The sequence below is a fragment of the Oceanobacillus sp. FSL K6-3682 genome (assembly GCF_037976165.1).
GTDB lineage: Bacteria > Bacillota > Bacilli > Bacillales > Amphibacillaceae > Oceanobacillus > Oceanobacillus sojae.
Genome location: NZ_CP150263.1, coordinates 2,764,239 through 2,782,194, shown reverse-complemented (window position 1 = coordinate 2,782,194; position 17,956 = coordinate 2,764,239). Strand labels below are relative to the sequence as shown.

Here is a 17,956-nt window from a genome sequence, read left to right as displayed (position 1 = left end):
ATTAATCATGAATTTAGCTTCTTATATTGACCACACATTATTAAAACCAGACTCTACGAAGCAGCAAATTGCAAAAATTGTCGAAGAAGCAAAAGAAAATAAATTTGCATCCGTTTGTGTAAATCCGCATTGGGTTGTTTACTGTGCAAGCGAACTAAAGGATTCGCCAGTAAAAGTATGTACCGTAATTGGTTTTCCTCTAGGAGCAACAACAACACAGACAAAGGTTTATGAAACAAAAGAAGCAATTGAAAACGGTGCAACAGAGGTAGATATGGTTATAAATATTGGAGAATTAAAAGCAGGAAATGAAGCATTAGTTAAAGCAGATATTAAGGCTGTTGCAGATGCTGCAAAGGACAAAGCTTTAACAAAAGTAATTATTGAGACAGCTTTGTTGACAAATGAAGAAAAAGTGCTTGCCTGTAAATTAGCAAAAGAAGCCGGAGCAGACTTTGTGAAAACATCAACTGGTTTTTCCGGAGGCGGTGCAACTGTTGAAGATATCAAATTGATGCGGGAAACAGTCGGGCCGGATATGGGAGTAAAAGCATCAGGAGGAATTCGTGACTTAGAAACGACGGAATCGATGATTGAAGCTGGAGCAACACGTATTGGTGCAAGCGCCGGAGTGGAAATTGTTTCAGGTAAAGAAGGAACTTCAGATTATTAATAAATAACCATTGACCGCACGGAAGGTTTATATTATACTTTAAAAAGGCATGAGAGTATGTTCATGTCAGCATTAAATATGGTTTTGTGCTTCGGAGGGAGGGAAATTAGCATGTCAAATACAACTCGCGTTCGTAAAAACGAGTCTCTTGAGGATGCTCTTCGTCGCTTTAAGCGTAGTGTATCAAAAAGTGGTACATTACAGGAATATCGTAAACGTGAACACTATGAAAAACCTAGTGTACGCCGTAAGAAGAAATCTGAGGCTGCTAGAAAACGTAAATTCTAAAGAAGGTGTAACGTATGACGCTACTTGATCGATTGAATCAAGATATGAAGCAGGCGATGAAGAACAAAGATAAAGAAACCCTTAGCGTTATTCGCATGGTAAAGGCTTCTATTCAGAATGAATCGATTAAGCTTGGAAAAGATACTCTATCTGAGGACGAAGATTTAACTATTCTTTCGAGAGAAGTTAAGCAGAGAAAAGATTCCCTCCAAGAATTTAAAAATGCTGGAAGAGAAGATTTGGTTGAAAAAACCGAAAATGAATTGGATATACTTGCACAGTATTTACCAAAACAGCTTTCAGATGAAGAATTAACATCGATCATTCAGGAAACAATAAAAGAAGTGAATGCAACCTCGATGAAAGATATGGGGAAAGTAATGGGTTCCGTGATGCCAAAGGTTAAAGGACAGGCTGACGGTACTAAAATTAAACAAATAGTAGAGCAGAAATTGCGATAAAAAAAACCAGCCCGTTTTTGGGTTGGTTTTTTAATTTGAATTAAAATGTAGTTTACGACAAGTATCAATATGTACATAAAAGACTTTTCTAACTTGAATATTAGATGAAGCTTTCTATTCCTTCAAAAGGTATGGTACTATCAGAGTATGCCCATCCACGAAAAATGAAACCTTTTATGAATTACTTTCGTAAATATAGATAAGGTGGACGATGAGGGGGTGATTCAAGTTGAAAAGACATCGCAGGCGGTTGGCTGTATACATATTTTTTGTATCAGTTTTAACCTTGGTATCTATTTTCACAGGGAAACAGGCCGAAGCCGAGCAGGGCCAGGGTAAAACAGTATATATTATTCCGATTGAAAATGAAGTGGAAAGAGGACTTGAAGCTTTTATTAAACGAGCCACAGAAGAAGCTATGGAAAGTGGTGCAGATCACATCATTTTTGAAATTGATACTCCTGGAGGACGTGTAGATTCTGCTGGTCAAATAGGCTCGCATATTCAAAGTCTAACTATTCCAACAACAGCGTATATCATTAACGAGGCGTTATCCGCAGGTTCTTATATTGCCTTATTCTCTGATAATATTTATTTTAATCCGCATGCAACTATGGGAGCAAGCGGCGTCATCAATCAGGATGGAACAGCGGCTGATAAAAAAGCACAATCTGCCTGGCTTGCACAGATGAGAAGCGCTGCGGAATCAAACGGCAGAGATCCTATTTATGCAGCGGCGATGGCTGATAGCAGTATTGATTTACCGGAATATGGAGCTCCTGAAGGGGAATTTTTAACATTAGGCCCCCGGCAGGCGGTTGAAGTAGGCTATGCAGAAGGTATAGTCTCAAATCGCGCCGAACTTCTCGAAGAACTTAATCTTTCTGAAGCAACCATTGTAGAAACAGAAACATCTTTTGCAGAAGACCTGGCAAGATTTCTGACGCATCCGGTTGTTATACCTATCTTGCTTTCCGTTGCCAGTATCGGGCTGATTGTTGAGCTGTATTCTCCTGGATTTGGAGTACCGGGAAGTTTGGGATTATTGTCATTGCTCCTGTTCTTTTATGGTCATATTGTTGCCGGCCTGGCTGGAATGGAGGCACTTCTTCTCCTTATCATTGGTATTGGCCTAATTGTAGCAGAATTCTTTGTCACCGGAGGTATATTGGGTGTCCTGGGTATTGCTGCAGTGGTCGGGTCTTTATTCATGTCAGGATATGATATGGTACACATGTCAATGAGTATAGGTATTGCCTTTTTAATTGCTGTGATTCTTGCTATCATTCTGTTTAGAAGAATTGGTATGGACAAAGGTATTTTCCGCCATATCATTTTAAGAGACAGTACCGCAACGGAACAAGGTTATGTATCCTCAGTGAACCGTTTAGAGCTTGTCGGACTTGAAGGAAACTCATTAACACCACTGCACCCTTCCGGATTGGTCGAATTAAATGATGAGACAATTGATGTTGTTTCTGATGGATCTTATATTGAAAAAGGAAAAAAGGTCAAAGTAATTCGAGTAGAAGGTGTTCGTGTCGTAGTTAGGGAAATAAAATAACTTTTTAATCAGGAGGAATCAGAATGGATGGAGAAATCTTAATGCCGCTTATCATAATCGCGGTCATCGTTATTGCTTTAGCAATTTTATTTACTTTTGTTCCAGTTGCACTATGGATTAGTGCCTTGGCTGCCGGGGTAAAAATCAGTATCTTTACACTAATTGGTATGCGTCTGCGCCGGGTTGTGCCAAACCGTGTTATTAATCCGCTTATTAAAGCGCATAAAGCAGGGTTGGAAGTAAAAATTAATCAGCTTGAGAGTCACTATCTTGCCGGTGGTAACGTAGATAGAGTGGTTAACGCTCTAATTGCTGCCCAGCGTGCAAATATTGATTTACTATTTGAACGTGCAGCAGCGATCGATTTAGCTGGCCGTGACGTATTAGAAGCGGTACAAATGAGTGTAAACCCGAAAGTAATTGAAACTCCATTTATCGCAGGTATTGCAATGGATGGTATTGAAGTTAAAGCATTAGCAAGAATTACAGTACGTGCAAACATTGACCGCTTAGTCGGTGGTGCTGGTGAGGAAACAATTATCGCCCGCGTCGGTGAAGGTGTGGTAAGTACAATTGGTAGCTCAGATGCACATACACAGGTACTTGAAAATCCGGATATGATTTCTCAAACAGTTTTAAGTAAAGGGCTTGATTCCGGTACTGCCTTTGAAATCCTATCGATTGATATTGCTGATGTAGACATCGGTAAAAACATCGGTGCTATCCTTCAAACAGACCAGGCAGAAGCTGATAAGAATATTGCTCAGGCGAAAGCTGAAGAACGTCGTGCAATGGCTGTAGCACAAGAGCAGGAAATGGTTGCCCGCGTACAAGAAATGCGCGCGAAAGTTGTGGAAGCAGAAGCCGATGTACCACTTGCGTTAGCAGAAGCATTGCGTTCCGGTAAAATGGGTGTCATGGATTATATGAACTACCAAAATATTGATGCAGATACAGATATGCGTGATTCTATTGGTAAGCTTTCCAAAGACAACAAAGATGACGATCAAAACAAGTAATTAAAATGACAAAAAAAGGAGGGGGCATATGGGCTGGATATTAGATAATTTATTTCTTGTTATTATCATTATTTCTGGATTAATCACTTTTCTGGGTGATTCCAAAAGGAAACAAGAAGAACAGAAAAAAAAGCAGTCTACACCTCCAAAAAATCAGACGCAGTCCAGACAAAGGCAGCAGCGTTCCCCACAAGAGATGAGGACGAGACAGCAGACTCAAAGAAAAAGAGAGCAGCCTCGCGCAGAACGCCAAGTCTATAGAGAAGGAGCGCGTCCGGATATTTCTGCTGGAAGCATTGAAGACCAGCAGAAAAAACAAATGGAACGTTTGGCAAATCGATATCAGACTTCTGCTCAGCAAGATATAGAGAACGCAGAGCAAAAGTTTAAAGATTTGATTGTTGATCGTAACGTTGAAGAAGAAAACCCGGGGAAACGTGAAATGAAAAGACGGGTCTCCGGTAATCTGGACGGAAAAGGCTTAGTAAACGGAATTATTATGTCGGAGGTTCTTGGATCTCCCCGTGCTAAGCAGCCGTATAGAAGTATCGTACAAAAAAGAAAATAAAGAATCACATTTATATCCTAATTAGCATAGATATGCTAATTAGGATATTTCTTTGTTTAAAGAGGATATTATTCGGAAGTTTTCTTTCCTTCTAAAACTGGTTCTGTTCAAGAAAGACTTTACATATGTATCAATGAGGGGGGATCATCATTGAAAAAATGGCAACAAAGAATCCGTTCGCTTTTAATGGAGCAATTCTCTCTTCCATCCGATGTTGTTATGGAGATGCCGCGTATAACAATCATTGGACATTTACATTTCTATATTGAAAATCATCAAGGCTTAGCCCTATACACAAATGAAGAGCTAAGATTAAAGGTGGCAAATGGTTTTGTATGTATTAAAGGGCATTCCTTTGTGCTTAAAATGATGCTGCCAAAGGAGATTATGCTGGAAGGAACCATTTCAGAGGTACTCTTCTTAAATCAGGAAGGCGAAAAAAAAGAATGATTTCTCCATCCTTAACAAGCCTATAAAGTGTTTCCTTATGAGAAATAAATACTTGCATAGGAGTACCATTATTGTATGAAAAGGATATGAGACGAGCCATAGGAGGTTGAAATGAAAAAAGAAAATTCGCCAACTATACGTGCATACATTACTGTTCGGATTAAAGGAGCCAGGCCGGAATTGTTTTTACAAAAATGTGCCAGCGGGGGTATTTCTATTTGGGACGTAAAAAAAATAGAAGATGACTGCTGTCAGGCTACTATTATGTTAAAGGATTTAGGAGCCTTACGAAAAATAAGGAGGAATTCTTTATATAAAGTTTCTTTTGTTGATCGAAAAGGCTTTCCTTTTTTTCTTTCAAGACTCTGTAAAAAAAGATTTCTGGTTATTGGTATACTCATTGGCTTTCTCTTTTTTTTCGTTTTATCTAATTTGTTATGGTCAGTTAAAATAACTGGCGTTCCAAAAGAAATTGAAGAAAAAATAGAAACAGAGCTTGAAGCCTTTGGGATACATCCAGGTGTCTGGCTGTTTTCTCTTGCTACACCAACAGATATACAGCGCCAGCTTTTAAATGAAGTGCCTGAGCTGCTCTGGACAGGAGTGAATCTTCAGGGAACAAGCTTACACCTGGAAGCTGTTGAAAAAACAATTGTAGAGGAGCTGCCTCCAGGGGAGCCGAGAAATTTAGTGGCAACGAAAAAGGGTGTTATTACTAACATGTATGTTTCTAAAGGACGAGCTATGGTAAGTGTGAATGATTATGTTGTTCCGGGAAAAGTTTTAGTTTCCGGTAATTTAAATACAGAAGAAGGGGAAAATAATACAGATGCTGAAGAAAATCCAGGACAGCCTATTGCTGCAGAAGCAGAAGTGATAGCAAATACGTGGTATGAAGTTCATGTCAGTATTCCGCTTCTTTATCAGGCTGAAGAAATAACTGGTGAACAGAAAAAGAAGCATTATTTACGTTTTGGAGACGTTCAGCTGCCTTTCTGGGGATTTAAGGATCCGGATTTTATATATTCCCAAGAGGAACGGAGAGAACAGCCTATTCATTTTTTGAAATGGGAGCTGCCCATATCGTATGTTTCTAAAGAAATAAGTGAAACGGAGAAAATAGAAGAACAAAGGTCGAAGGAAGAAGCGATTGAAGCCGGAATCCAGCAGGCTGTAACACAATTGGAAAATGAACTTGGTCCGGAAGCCGTGATATTATCAGAAAAGATTTTACATGAACATACAGAGCATGGTAAAGTTGAATTAGTCTTATATCTTTCTGTAGAAGAAAATATTGTAAAAGAAGAACTTATAACTCAAGGAGACTGATTATGCCCGAAAACTTAGTGGATATTGATTTGCAATTAGAAGGTGCCAATGAAGCGCTTGCTTTATTTGGTGCTAATGATAAGCATCTAAAACAGCTGGAAGCTTTACTTGGAGTAGATATTATATCCAGAGGCGAATTAATTCGTGTTTCTGGAGATGATCAGGCAGTACAATTGATACAAGAGATTCTCCTGACAATTTTGAGCGTTATTCGAAAAGGTCAAACCATTTCAGAGCGGGATGTTGTTTATGCAGTAGAACTGGCGAAAAAAGGTAAAATAAAACAATTTGAAACCCTATTTGAAGATGAAATTACAAAAAATTATAAAGGGAAATCAATCCGGGTAAAAACGCTTGGACAGAAGCAATATATTCAGGCTATCAAGTCCAAAGATTTAGTGTTTGGGATTGGCCCAGCTGGTACGGGGAAAACATATCTGGCTGTTGTTATGGCTGTTCATGCTATGAAAAATGGGCTTGTGAAAAAAATTATTTTAACCAGACCAGCGGTAGAAGCCGGGGAAAGCTTAGGATTTTTACCAGGTGATTTGAAAGAGAAGGTGGATCCATATTTAAGGCCCCTTTATGATGCATTACATGATGTCTTGGGTACGGAGCATACAGCACGTTTAATCGAACGGGAAACAATTGAAATTGCTCCATTGGCCTATATGCGCGGGAGAACATTGGACGATGCTTTTGTCATATTGGATGAAGCCCAAAATACAACACCTGCACAAATGAAAATGTTTTTAACACGACTAGGATTTGGATCAAAAATGATTATTACAGGGGATATGACACAAGTGGATCTTCCCAAAGGAATGACTTCCGGACTAAGAGTTGCGGAACGCATGCTTTCAGTAATAGACGGATTGTCCTTTGTGCATCTGCAGGCTGCTGATGTAGTCCGGCATCCGCTTGTTCAAAAAATTATAAATGCTTATGAAGCAGAAGACGGAAATGAAGGATGAGACAGGGAAAAGTCTCATCCTTGTTGTTCATGAGAAGATCGTTGTATTTCAATCATACATATATGGATATGATGTACTGAATTAATCGGGAGAGATCGTAAATGAATCATCATAATAAATTGAATAGTGTATATCATCTTTTATCCAGTTGTTATATCCTGATTTTAAAGCTGGAAGTTTACTTGCCAGATGGTACACCATAATCATTTTAATGCAGCCGGTAAAAATGTGTAGTGGGGTGAAGGTGTTGAAAAATAGATGGAGGAAAATACTCCCTTTTTTTAAAAAGAGACGAAAATATCTATTTGCGGTTATTCCAGCTCTTATTATAGGAGCAACTGTTTTTTTTACTTTATTAGATAATGTACGTACGGATACATATGATATACAGCGTTTTGCTGTTTCTGAAGAGACAATACGATCACCGATCACTATAGAGAATAAGCAGGAGACAGATCAGAGGATTCGGGAAGCTGTAGATGCTGTTCCCGATCGGTATAGTATTTCCGAAGAAGTCACGGAAGAACGATTAAACTATATTAATGAAATCTTTGAAGCAGTATTTAAGGTGAAGGAAGAGCACGATGAAGATGCAGGAGAGGCGATAGAAGATATTTATCGGGAGGAGGCAGTTGAATTAAAGGCCCTTCTTTCTGAAGAAATCAGTTCGGAAATCTCTGAAGATGTTTTCGTTTTACTGCTGCAGCAGTCAGACGCTGCTTTAATAGAGGCTGAAACAATATTTTCACAAGCGTTAGAAGAAGTGTTAAATCAGGGGATAAGAGTAGAGAATATACAATCTGGCATAACTAATGTAGATCGCGCTATATCTTATTCGGATTTAAATGAAGAGTTGCAGGGGGCTTTAATCGAATTAGCAGACTTTGCTGTTGTGGAAAATTCCTTTTTTGATTATGAAGAAACTGCTCAAGAAAAAAAGGATGCAGCAACGCTTGTAGACCCTGTTATTATCCGGGCTGGAGAAACTATTGTCCGTGAAGGGCAGACCATTACAAATGAAATTTATGAACAGCTGGAATTGGTAGGAGTGTTATCACAGGAAGGTAATATCTATCCGATTCTTGCTCTGGGATTTTTGGCAGCTGTGATTGCTTACTTTTTCGGCTATGAAAGCTTTCAAATTGCTAAAAACAGAAATTGGAGTATTCTTCCAATTGTAGCAACAGTGCTGATAAGTGCATTGGCAATCTTTATTATGAAGATTCAAAGTGTTTTCTTTGACCAGTCTAACGCACTGTACTTAGTTACACCAATTGCAGCTATTGCTATTTTATTAAAAATATTAATAAGCGATCGTACTGCCATACGGCTGAGCATTTTATATGCTATATTAGCTGCATTTATGTTTAATAATTATATTGCCGGGATGCTGCACGTCGAAGCTGCTATTTATTTTCTTTTCTCTCAGCTTGCAGCGATTGTATTAATGAAAAAAATAAGTGAACGTTTAGTTATTTTAAAAACTGCAATCGGGTTAATCCTTATCCATTCTGCTGTCATTATTTTATTTTTATTCCTGTCCTTTGAAAAATATACATGGTTTGATGTGTTTTTATATGTTGGCTTTGGTATTGCAGCTGCCTGTCTCTCTGCGATCCTGGCAATTGGGATATTGCCGTTATTTGAGAGCTTTTTAGGAACATTAACAGATATGAAGCTACTGCAATTATCCAATCCTAATCAGCCGTTGTTGAAGAAGCTTCTGGTGGAGGCACCTGGAACATATCACCATTCTGTAATGGTTGCCAACATCAGTGAAACAGCATGTGAAGCAGTAGGAGCAAATGGCTTATTGGCGCGGGTAGGGTCTTACTATCATGATATTGGTAAAACAGTCCGGCCGGGATTTTTTATTGAAAATCAGATGCCAAATAAAAATCCGCATGACCTGCTGCCGCCAAAAGAAAGTGCAGATATTATTATCCGTCATACAACCGATGGAGCAAATATGTTAAAAGCGCATAAAATGCCTAAGGAAATCATTGATATTGCGAAGCAGCATCATTCGAATTCTTTAGTTCAGTTCTTTTACGTAAAAGCGAAGGAGCTGAATCCTGAAACGGAGGAATCGGATTTCAGATATCCTGGACCAAAGCCGGAAACCAAAGAGACAGCTATTATCTGCATTTGTGATTCTGTAGAGCCGGCTGTCCGCTCATTACAGGATCCGACTCCTGAGCAGATTGATTCAATTGTTTCGGCTATTATCAGCAGTAAAATTTCAGATGGACAATTAGATAACAGTCCTTTAACATTAAGAGAGTTAAAAACCATTCAACATTCAATTTGCGATTCTTTAAAAGGAATTTTCCATTCCAGAATTCAGTATCCGAAAGAGGAAGGTGATAAATAATGATGATTGATTTTCAAGATGAAACAGGTATTGTAGCTGATGAGCATATAGAGCTTGTAGAGAAGCTGCTCACCTTTGCTGGAAAAGCTGAGAAGGTGGCTCATGACGCAGAAGTTTCCATCAGCTTTGTGAATAATGAACAAATTCAAGTAATCAACAGAGACTATCGTGATAAAGACAAACCGACAGATGTAATTTCATTTGCAATGCAGGAAATGGAAGACGAAGAGCTGGAAATTGTCGGGGAGGGATTGCCTGTTGTGCTGGGAGATATCATTATTTCGATAGATAAAGCAAAAGAACAGGCAGAAGAATATAATCACAGCTTTGAGAGAGAGCTGGCCTTTTTAGCATTGCATGGATTCTTACACCTGCTTGGGTATGATCATATGAATGTGGAGGATGAGAAGAAAATGTTCCGCAGACAGGACGAAATCCTAGGTGAATTTGGCATTGAAAGATAAAAAAAGAATTGTTGGATTCCGTTTTGCTTGGGCAGGGCTAAAAACGGTTGTGAAAAAGGAGTCTAATTTTCAGCTGCATCTCACAGCAACAGCAATTGTAGTTACATTAGGTTTCTTTTTCAAACTTTCTCTCATCGAATGGGCAGTTATTTTATTAACCATAGGTCTCGTGCTTATCACAGAAATGATAAACAGTGTCATTGAGCGGATTATGGATTTTATTCAGCCGGACTATGATGAAAGAGTAAAGGAAATAAAAGATATTGCTGCAGGTGTCGTTCTTGTTACAGCTATTATATCTGTTGTAGTCGGAGTACTTATTTTCGGACCAAAAATAATGCAGCTTCTATAATCCGATAATTATTTACAAAAGGGGATCCTATCAGGAGCCTCTTTTTTAGAATAAAAAGGTATATAAAAACGCTGACAAGAGTTGCCCCGGCAAATTTAAAAGAGCAGACCTATTAAAAAAATTAAAACATTTCTTGGTTAATCTTAACCAAATTACTCAAAAAACAATTGAAATTGTATGTTTGTTAAAGGTTTTGTCGATATAGTGAAACGAACATAAAAATGTAGTATGATAAGAAGCAAGCAAACAATAGAAATTCGGAGGAACGTAGCATGACAAATAATTTTAAATCAGGATTTATTGCAATTATTGGCAGACCAAATGTGGGAAAATCAACTTTTATGAACCGGGTTATTGGTCAAAAAATAGCAATAATGAGTGATAAGGCACAAACAACAAGAAATAAAATTCAAGGTGTCCTGACAACCAAGGAATACCAAATGATTTTTATTGATACACCTGGAATTCATAAGCCGAAACATCGATTAGGCGATTTTATGGTGCAGGTGGCAGAGAATACTTTAAATGAAGTGGATAATATTTTGTTCATGATTAATGCAGATGAAGGATATGGGCGCGGGGACCAATACATCATTGACTTGCTGCAAAAAGTGAAACAGCCGGTCTATCTGGTAATTAATAAAATTGATAAAATTCATCCAGAAAAGCTCATGAAGCTGATTGACCAGTATAAGGATCTTTATTCGTTTGATGAAATTATTCCAATTTCTGCATTAGATGGAAATAATGTTAATCATCTGTTAGAGGTGGTTGCTGGAAAACTTCCAGATGGGCCACAGTATTATCCTGCCGATCAGGTAACAGACCATCCCGAGAGATTCATCATTTCTGAGCTTATCCGAGAAAAGGTATTGCATCATACGAAGGAAGAAATTCCTCATTCGATTGCTGTTGTCATTGAAAATATAGAGAAGAATGAAAATGAAAAATTATTGGTACAAGCAACGATTGTTACAGAAAGAAGCTCCCAAAAAGGTATATTAATTGGAAAGCAAGGGAGCATGCTGAAAAAAATTGGCCAGCAATCACGCCGTGATATTGAAGCTTTACTTGGCTCTAAGGTGTATTTAGAGCTTTGGGTGAAAGTAAAAAAAGATTGGAGAAACAAACAAAATCAATTGCATGAATTTGGATTCCGACTTGATGAGTATTAAAGTTTGTGACATTTTCATTGGATTTTTAAGAACAACCTCTTAAAGATGGTAATTTTTTATACTCATGAAATGTTCAAATCGAACCAACCTATAAAAGAAGCGGGAAGTTAATAACAGGGTATTTTTTAAGTAATTGCTTTAGTCTTAGCAAAAAATAATTTGAAAGGCGGGGGTTTCTTGTGCTAGATGCAACATGGTATTTGTTTTGTCAAACAGGAAACATTGAAACCTATTTATTATTAAAAGAATTAGAGCAGCAAGGAGAATTAAACCCGGAAGTGAAACAAAAAGAACAGACCCGATCTTCTATGACTGGGAGTTTAGATTTACCATCTGTTTAACCACAGAGATATAACGATGATTTTTCTGTTCAAAACAAAGTGAGGCCGGGTGATTTAGAGTGCTGGAACAGATAGATGGTATCGTATTAAAAACAAAAGATTATGGTGAAACACATAAATTAGTGACAATTTACAGCGGAAAGTTTGGGAAGTTCCAAGCTTTGGCAAAAGGGGCAAAAAAACCAAAAAGTCGAATGGCTGCTGTTACTCAGCCATTCGTTTTTGCCCGTTTTTTTGTTTATCTTGGAAGCGGATTGAGTACAATACAGCAAGGAGAATTATTAAACTCACATCGCAAAATACGCGAAGATTTCGTGAAAACAGCTTATTGTTCCTATGTTGCAGAGCTTACAGATAAGCTTTTGGAAAATCAAAATATAGATCCGTACATATTTGGACAATTTCAACAAACAGTAAAGTGGATTGAAGAGAATGATCAGGCTGAAATTCCAATAATGATGTATGAATTAAAACTTTATAAAAAAGCTGGGTTTGCCCCACTCTTAAATCAATGTATAAATTGTGGGTCGGTGCAGCAGCCTTTTGTGTTTTCTGTCGTGGAGGGCGGTTTTTTATGTCCTAAATGCCGCCATTTGGATCCGGAAGCAATAGAACTTTCTCCAAAATTGGCCAGGATTCTATATCTGTTCTCCGAGGTAGAATTAGAACGTATCGGATCCATCCAAATGAAACCAGAAAACGTGAAAATGTTCCAGGCCATTTTAAAAGCTTATTATGATCGTTATGGAGGATATTTCATAAAGTCGCGAAAGTTTTTGGATCAGCTGGATTTATTTAAGTAATAATTGACAAGTCAAGGACGGATAGAGTATGATTTGTACATATATCTTAAGTATAAATGTTATGAAATAGTCGTTACGATGATGAAGAAAAGTACTGAAGTATTGTCTGTAAAAAGCGAGCCTGGAAATGGTGCGAGCCAGGTATATAGAGACTTCAGGAAGGAGCTTCGGAGTAACAACAATGAAAAGAGGCTCTTATAAAACAAGAGCAAATAGGGTGGAACCGCGGTTTTAAGCCGTCCCTATGTCTGTCATTAAAGCAGACATAGGGACGGCTTTTCTTATTGGTTCTGCTGAACGTGAAATACGATGTAAATTTCTTATCCATTAAAGGAGTGGAGTAAATGAATATTCAAGAAATGATCTTAACTTTACAAAATCATTGGTCAGAACAAAATTGTATCTTAATGCAGGCATATGATACAGAAAAAGGTGCTGGAACGATGTCTCCGATGACGCTGCTGCGAAGCTTGGGGCCAGAACCATGGAATGTTGCCTATGTAGAACCTTCCAGACGGCCGGCTGATGGCAGATACGGAAAAAATCCGAATCGACTGTATCAGCATCATCAGTTCCAGGTTATTATGAAACCTTCTCCGTCAAATATTCAAGAACTGTATTTAGGGTCTTTGAAAAAGCTGGGGATTGATCCACTCAAGCATGATATCCGTTTTGTGGAGGATAATTGGGAGAACCCGACGTTAGGAGCTGCCGGTCTTGGCTGGGAAGTATGGTTAGATGGTATGGAAATCACACAATTTACTTATTTCCAACAGATTGGCGGTTTAGAAGCCAACCCGGTAACTGTTGAATTAACATATGGGATAGAACGGCTCGCTTCGTATATTCAAGATAAAGAAAATGTATTTGATTTAGAGTGGAATAATGGCGTGACACTTCGAGATATTTTCTATCAGCCGGAGTATGAGCATTCTGTCTATACATTTGAAACATCAAATACAGATATGTTATTTGATTTATTTACAAAATATGAACAGGAAGCAAAAACAACGATGGAAAAAGGGCTCGTCTTCCCTGCATACGACTACGTTTTAAAATGCTCACATACATTCAATCTTCTGGATGCTAAAGGTGTTATTTCTGTAACAGAAAGAACAGGTTACATTAGCCGGATTCGTAATTTGGCCCGCAGCATTTCAAAGATTTATGTACAAGAGCGTGAAAAATTAGGCTTTCCAATGTTGAAAAAGGAGGGGAACTAAAATGGCACAGGATGTATTAATTGAAATTGGATTAGAGGAGCTGCCGGCTCGCTTCATAGACGATGCAGAAGCTCAATTTTTAGATAAAACAATAAAATGGCTGGATGAACAACGTATTTCCTACGCATCTGCAGTTTCTTTCTCAACACCGCGCAGATTAGCTGTCCTTATAGAAGAAGTAGCTGAGAGTCAGGCATCTATCGAAGAAGAGGCAAAAGGACCTGCCTTAAAGATTGCTAAGGATGACCAGGATAATTGGACAAAAGCAGCGGAAGGATTTACCCGGGGACAGGGAAAAACAACGGATGATATTTATATTAAAGAAGTGAAGGGAACTTCTTATATTTATGTAAAAAAATATATTGAAGGAAAGTCTGTGCAATCCTTACTTCCGGAATTTAAGGATATTATTGAGTCGATTACATTTGGTAAAAATATGCGCTGGGCAAATGAAACATTGCGTTATGCACGGCCAATCCGCTGGCTGGCTGCGCTTTACGGTAATGAAGTGATCCCATTTGAAATAGCTCATGTGAAAACAAGCAATTTCACATATGGACATCGTTTCCTCAGTGGTAAGCTTACAATAGATGAACCGAAACAATATGAGCAATTGCTAAACGATAATTATGTAATTGCTGATGCTAAAAAACGCGAGGCTAAAATTGTGAAGCAGCTTGGTGCTTTACAAGAGAAAAATGATTTCCAAATTCCTGTTGATAAAGATCTATTAAATGAAGTAAGAAATCTTGTGGAATATCCGACAGCCTTTGTGGGCAGCTTTTCTACCTCTTTCTTAGCATTGCCAAATGAAGTTCTGATTACATCTATGGCCGAGCATCAACGTTATTTTCCTGTAGAGCAGGGTGGTGAACTGCTTCCTAAGTTTGTCGGCGTGAGAAACGGTGATGATTATGAGCTGGAAACAGTAATCCGGGGAAATGAGAAGGTTCTTCGTGCCCGTCTTGCGGATGCAGAATTCTTTTTCGAAGAAGATAAAAAGCTTTCGATTGATTTCTTCCAGGAAAAACTCACCAGGGTTATATTCCAGGAGAAGCTTGGTACGTATACCGAGAAGGTTAATCGTGTTAAAACAATTGCTAAGCATTTAGCAGAGGAGCTTTCCTTAAAAGAGCTTAAAGAAGTTGTTCGTGCAGCTGAAATCAGTAAGTTTGATCTGATGACCAATATGGTAAATGAATTTACAGAGCTGCAGGGCGTTATGGGTGAGAAATATGCTGCTTACTTTGGAGAAGCTAAAGAGGTTTCTCAAGCTATCCGCGAGCATTATCTGCCGAAGCAGTCCCATGGTGAGCTTCCTGCCACGACAGTCGGTGCAGTATTAAGTATCGCGGATAAAATAGATACAATTGCCGGATGTATCAGTGTTGGTCTTATCCCGAGCGGTTCCCAGGATCCATATGGCTTAAGAAGGCAGGCAATGGGCATCCTGCGTATATTGAAGGATCAAAATTGGGATTTAACCATAGAATCACTAATTGAGTATACTTTATCTGTATTAGAGAATGCCGGTTTAACAATAAACGCTTCTTCTAACGATGACTTGCTGGCGTTTTTCGCTTCCCGTGCGGAGTATTTAATGCGTGAAGAAAATATTGAAACAGATATAATCCATGCTGTCGTAGATAATCAATTAGGTATATTTCATGTTGCAGTGGAAAAAGCACATGTTTTAGCTGAGAAAAAAGCAGATGATCATTTTAAGACCTCTCAGGAGGCACTTGTTCGTGTGTTGAACTTGGAAAACAAGGTAGAGGATACGGATTATAAGGTAAATCCTAACCTCTTCCAAACAGAATCAGAAAAAGAATTACATGAATCTGTAGCAGCAGTAAAATCAACTTACGCAGAATATTTAGAAGCCCAAAAAAGTGAGGAAGCATTGCAGCTGCTTGCCGACCTTGCAGGTGATATCCATGCGTTCTTTGATCATAATATGATTATGGACGATAATGAAGAAGTAAGAAAAAACCGTCTTTCTATCATCCATGAGCTTTCTGTGCTAATCTTGCAATATGCAGACTTACGGAAAATAGCATGGAAACAGCACGCATAAATGGATTATAACGGTCTTATAAACAAGGAAAAATATAATAAAAAAGGTTTTCTCTCTTAAAAAAGGAATTTTAGTGAATAAAGTCGAATTATAATAACGTACCATGTTCTAAAAATATTAAGGAATCATGGTACGTTATCCTTTATGTATACCAATTTTTATGCCCTTAAGTAATACTATTTATAATATTCATTTGCAAATAATGCAGCAGTATAGGTGGTGAAAAAGTGGACTTATCGAAAAGGCAACAGCAGATTATAGAAATAGTAAAAGCAGACGGTCCTATCACGGGAGAGCACATAGCAGAGCGGCTTACACTAACCCGGGCTACATTGAGACCGGATTTAGCTATTCTGACAATGGCTGGTTTTTTAGATGCACGTCCTCGTGTAGGCTACTTTTATACGGGTAAAACAGGATCAGAATTATTAACAGAAAAAATAAAACGGTACAAGGTTCATGAATTTCAGCAGGTCCCGGTTGCCGTAAATGAAAAGGTGTCTGTATATGATGCTATATCGACTATGTTCTTAGAAGATGTTGGTACCCTGTTTGTTGTGGATGAAAATGCATGTCTGGTTGGTGTCCTTTCCAGGAAAGACTTATTACGTGCAAGCATGGGAAGGCAGGATTTAAGCTCGATACCGGTACCAATTATAATGACAAGAATGCCGAATATTACAGTATGCCGTAAAAATGACCTGCTTATCGATGTAGCTCATCAGCTGATATCGAGACAAATTGACGGCGTCCCCGTTGTAAAAGATACAAAAAATGGCCTTGAGATAATTGGCCGAATTACAAAAACAACGATGACAAAACTGCTGGTTGAGTTAACCATTGAAGATAAAATTTAAGTTTTAAGAAACTGGGAGAGGGTGTCGTGATGACTGCGCAGAAAATTATTTATGTGTTATCTGATTCTGTTGGGGAAACGGCTGAATTGGTAATTAAAGCCGGCTTAAGCCAATTTAAAAACGGGGATTATAAAATACAGCGTATCCCATATGTGGAAGATAAGGAAACCATTGATGAATTCTTGCAACAGGCAAAATTAAATTCAAATCTTATCGGTTTTACACTTGTTAATCCAGAATTACGTGCTTATTTAAACAAACGTGCTAAAGAAATAGATATTGAAGCAGTTGATATAATGGGTCCTATCATGGAAGCAATGGAGCGGGTTTTCAGCGATGAACCGCGATTGGAAGCCGGCCTTGTCCATAAATTAGACGAAGATTATTTTAAGAAGATTGAAGCCATAGAGTTTGCTGTAAAGTATGATGATGGAAGAGATACAAGAGGAATTACCCGTGCAGATATTGTATTAATCGGTGTTTCCAGAACATCTAAAACTCCGCTCTCTCAATTCCTGGCGCACAAACGATTTAAAGTGGCGAATGTTCCAATTGTTCCGGAAGTGGATCCGCCGGAAGAGCTTATGATGGTTGACCCCAAAAAATGTATTGGCTTGCGCATATCCTCAGAAAAACTGAATGGAATTCGAAAAGAGCGCTTAAAAGCTCTTGGACTCGGTGACCAGGCAACTTATGCAAATGTAAGCAGGATTGAGCAGGAATTAGAATTTTTTAATGAAGTTGTTGAAAAAATAGGCTGTCCTGTCATTGATGTTTCTCACAAAGCAGTGGAGGAAACAGCTAATCAGATTATTCGTATGTGGCAAGGCAGAAATTAATAAAGTTATTCAAGAAGAACAGTAAAAATAATGCATTAAACTTCCTGATATTTTTTTACTTCATATATTAATATCTTCAAAGTCTGTCAGAAAGTAAAATGGTACATTGCAGCAAATAATATTAG

General features: G+C 38.3%; 19 protein-coding genes and 1 other annotated feature. All 19 genes read left to right on the top strand.

Annotated features, from left to right (window positions below; genetic code table 11):
- Nucleotides 1-7 precede the first annotated feature (7 nt).
- The 19 genes from deoC (at nucleotide 8) to MHH51_RS13845 (ending at nucleotide 17,831) form a co-directional block, all read left to right on the top strand.
- On the top strand, nucleotides 8-673 hold the full coding sequence (gene deoC, locus MHH51_RS13935; protein ID WP_339282336.1) for a deoxyribose-phosphate aldolase: 666 nt from the start codon (nucleotides 8-10) through the stop codon (nucleotides 671-673).
- 111 nt (nucleotides 674-784) lie between these two features.
- Nucleotides 785-961 carry a 30S ribosomal protein S21 gene (rpsU, locus tag MHH51_RS13930; protein WP_019377991.1) on the top strand — a complete coding sequence of 59 codons (177 nt, stop codon included), beginning with the start codon at nucleotides 785-787 and terminating at the stop codon, nucleotides 959-961.
- 14 nt (nucleotides 962-975) lie between these two features.
- Nucleotides 976-1,422, top strand: a complete 447-nt coding sequence (locus MHH51_RS13925) for a GatB/YqeY domain-containing protein (protein ID WP_147209446.1) — start codon at nucleotides 976-978, stop codon at nucleotides 1,420-1,422.
- A gap of 229 nt (nucleotides 1,423-1,651) precedes the next feature.
- Nucleotides 1,652-2,986, top strand: coding sequence for an NfeD family protein (locus tag MHH51_RS13920; RefSeq protein WP_339282335.1), 1,335 nt, complete (start codon nucleotides 1,652-1,654; stop codon nucleotides 2,984-2,986).
- A gap of 23 nt (nucleotides 2,987-3,009) precedes the next feature.
- Nucleotides 3,010-4,005: a flotillin-like protein FloA gene (floA, locus tag MHH51_RS13915; RefSeq protein ID WP_147209444.1), complete on the top strand. Its 996-nt coding sequence runs from the start codon at nucleotides 3,010-3,012 to the stop codon at nucleotides 4,003-4,005.
- Nucleotides 4,006-4,033: 28 nt separating this feature from the next.
- Nucleotides 4,034-4,573: a hypothetical protein gene (locus MHH51_RS13910; protein ID WP_147209443.1), complete on the top strand. Its 540-nt coding sequence runs from the start codon at nucleotides 4,034-4,036 to the stop codon at nucleotides 4,571-4,573.
- A gap of 150 nt (nucleotides 4,574-4,723) precedes the next feature.
- Nucleotides 4,724-5,023, top strand: a complete 300-nt coding sequence (gene yqfC / locus MHH51_RS13905; protein WP_147209442.1) for a sporulation protein YqfC — start codon at nucleotides 4,724-4,726, stop codon at nucleotides 5,021-5,023.
- A gap of 111 nt (nucleotides 5,024-5,134) precedes the next feature.
- Complete coding sequence (gene yqfD / locus MHH51_RS13900; protein ID WP_147209441.1) at nucleotides 5,135-6,352, top strand: sporulation protein YqfD; 1,218 nt, start codon at nucleotides 5,135-5,137, stop codon at nucleotides 6,350-6,352.
- 2 nt (nucleotides 6,353-6,354) lie between these two features.
- The gene (locus MHH51_RS13895) at nucleotides 6,355-7,326 is read left to right on the top strand and encodes a PhoH family protein (RefSeq protein WP_339282334.1); all 972 of its coding nucleotides are present in this window, start codon (nucleotides 6,355-6,357) and stop codon (nucleotides 7,324-7,326) included.
- A gap of 247 nt (nucleotides 7,327-7,573) precedes the next feature.
- Nucleotides 7,574-9,700 (top strand): HDIG domain-containing metalloprotein, encoded by a 2,127-nt coding sequence (locus tag MHH51_RS13890; RefSeq protein ID WP_339282333.1) that lies wholly within the window; start codon nucleotides 7,574-7,576, stop codon nucleotides 9,698-9,700.
- Complete coding sequence (gene ybeY, locus MHH51_RS13885; protein ID WP_147209439.1) at nucleotides 9,700-10,164, top strand: rRNA maturation RNase YbeY; 465 nt, start codon at nucleotides 9,700-9,702, stop codon at nucleotides 10,162-10,164. The genes MHH51_RS13890 and ybeY overlap by 1 nt, the downstream gene beginning before the upstream one ends.
- Nucleotides 10,154-10,516, top strand: coding sequence for a diacylglycerol kinase family protein (locus MHH51_RS13880; RefSeq protein WP_147209438.1), 363 nt, complete (start codon nucleotides 10,154-10,156; stop codon nucleotides 10,514-10,516). The genes ybeY and MHH51_RS13880 overlap by 11 nt, the downstream gene beginning before the upstream one ends.
- A 272-nt stretch (nucleotides 10,517-10,788) precedes the next feature.
- Entirely contained in the window at nucleotides 10,789-11,691 is a 903-nt protein-coding gene (gene era, locus MHH51_RS13875; protein ID WP_147209437.1) for a GTPase Era, read from the top strand.
- A gap of 179 nt (nucleotides 11,692-11,870) precedes the next feature.
- Complete coding sequence (locus MHH51_RS13870) at nucleotides 11,871-12,032, top strand: YqzL family protein (RefSeq protein WP_147209436.1); 162 nt, start codon at nucleotides 11,871-11,873, stop codon at nucleotides 12,030-12,032.
- Nucleotides 12,033-12,091: 59 nt separating this feature from the next.
- Complete coding sequence (gene recO / locus MHH51_RS13865; RefSeq protein ID WP_147209435.1) at nucleotides 12,092-12,835, top strand: DNA repair protein RecO; 744 nt, start codon at nucleotides 12,092-12,094, stop codon at nucleotides 12,833-12,835.
- Between the two features lie 69 nt (nucleotides 12,836-12,904).
- Nucleotides 12,905-13,082, top strand: a binding site (T-box leader).
- A gap of 97 nt (nucleotides 13,083-13,179) precedes the next feature.
- Nucleotides 13,180-14,058, top strand: coding sequence for a glycine--tRNA ligase subunit alpha (glyQ, locus tag MHH51_RS13860; RefSeq protein ID WP_147209434.1), 879 nt, complete (start codon nucleotides 13,180-13,182; stop codon nucleotides 14,056-14,058).
- Between the two features lies 1 nt (nucleotide 14,059).
- Nucleotides 14,060-16,135, top strand: a complete 2,076-nt coding sequence (glyS, locus tag MHH51_RS13855; protein WP_339282332.1) for a glycine--tRNA ligase subunit beta — start codon at nucleotides 14,060-14,062, stop codon at nucleotides 16,133-16,135.
- Nucleotides 16,136-16,362: 227 nt separating this feature from the next.
- Nucleotides 16,363-16,992, top strand: coding sequence for a helix-turn-helix transcriptional regulator (locus MHH51_RS13850; protein WP_147209432.1), 630 nt, complete (start codon nucleotides 16,363-16,365; stop codon nucleotides 16,990-16,992).
- A 29-nt stretch (nucleotides 16,993-17,021) separates the two neighbouring features.
- Nucleotides 17,022-17,831: a pyruvate, water dikinase regulatory protein gene (locus tag MHH51_RS13845; RefSeq protein WP_147209431.1), complete on the top strand. Its 810-nt coding sequence runs from the start codon at nucleotides 17,022-17,024 to the stop codon at nucleotides 17,829-17,831.
- Nucleotides 17,832-17,956: the final 125 nt, after the last annotated feature.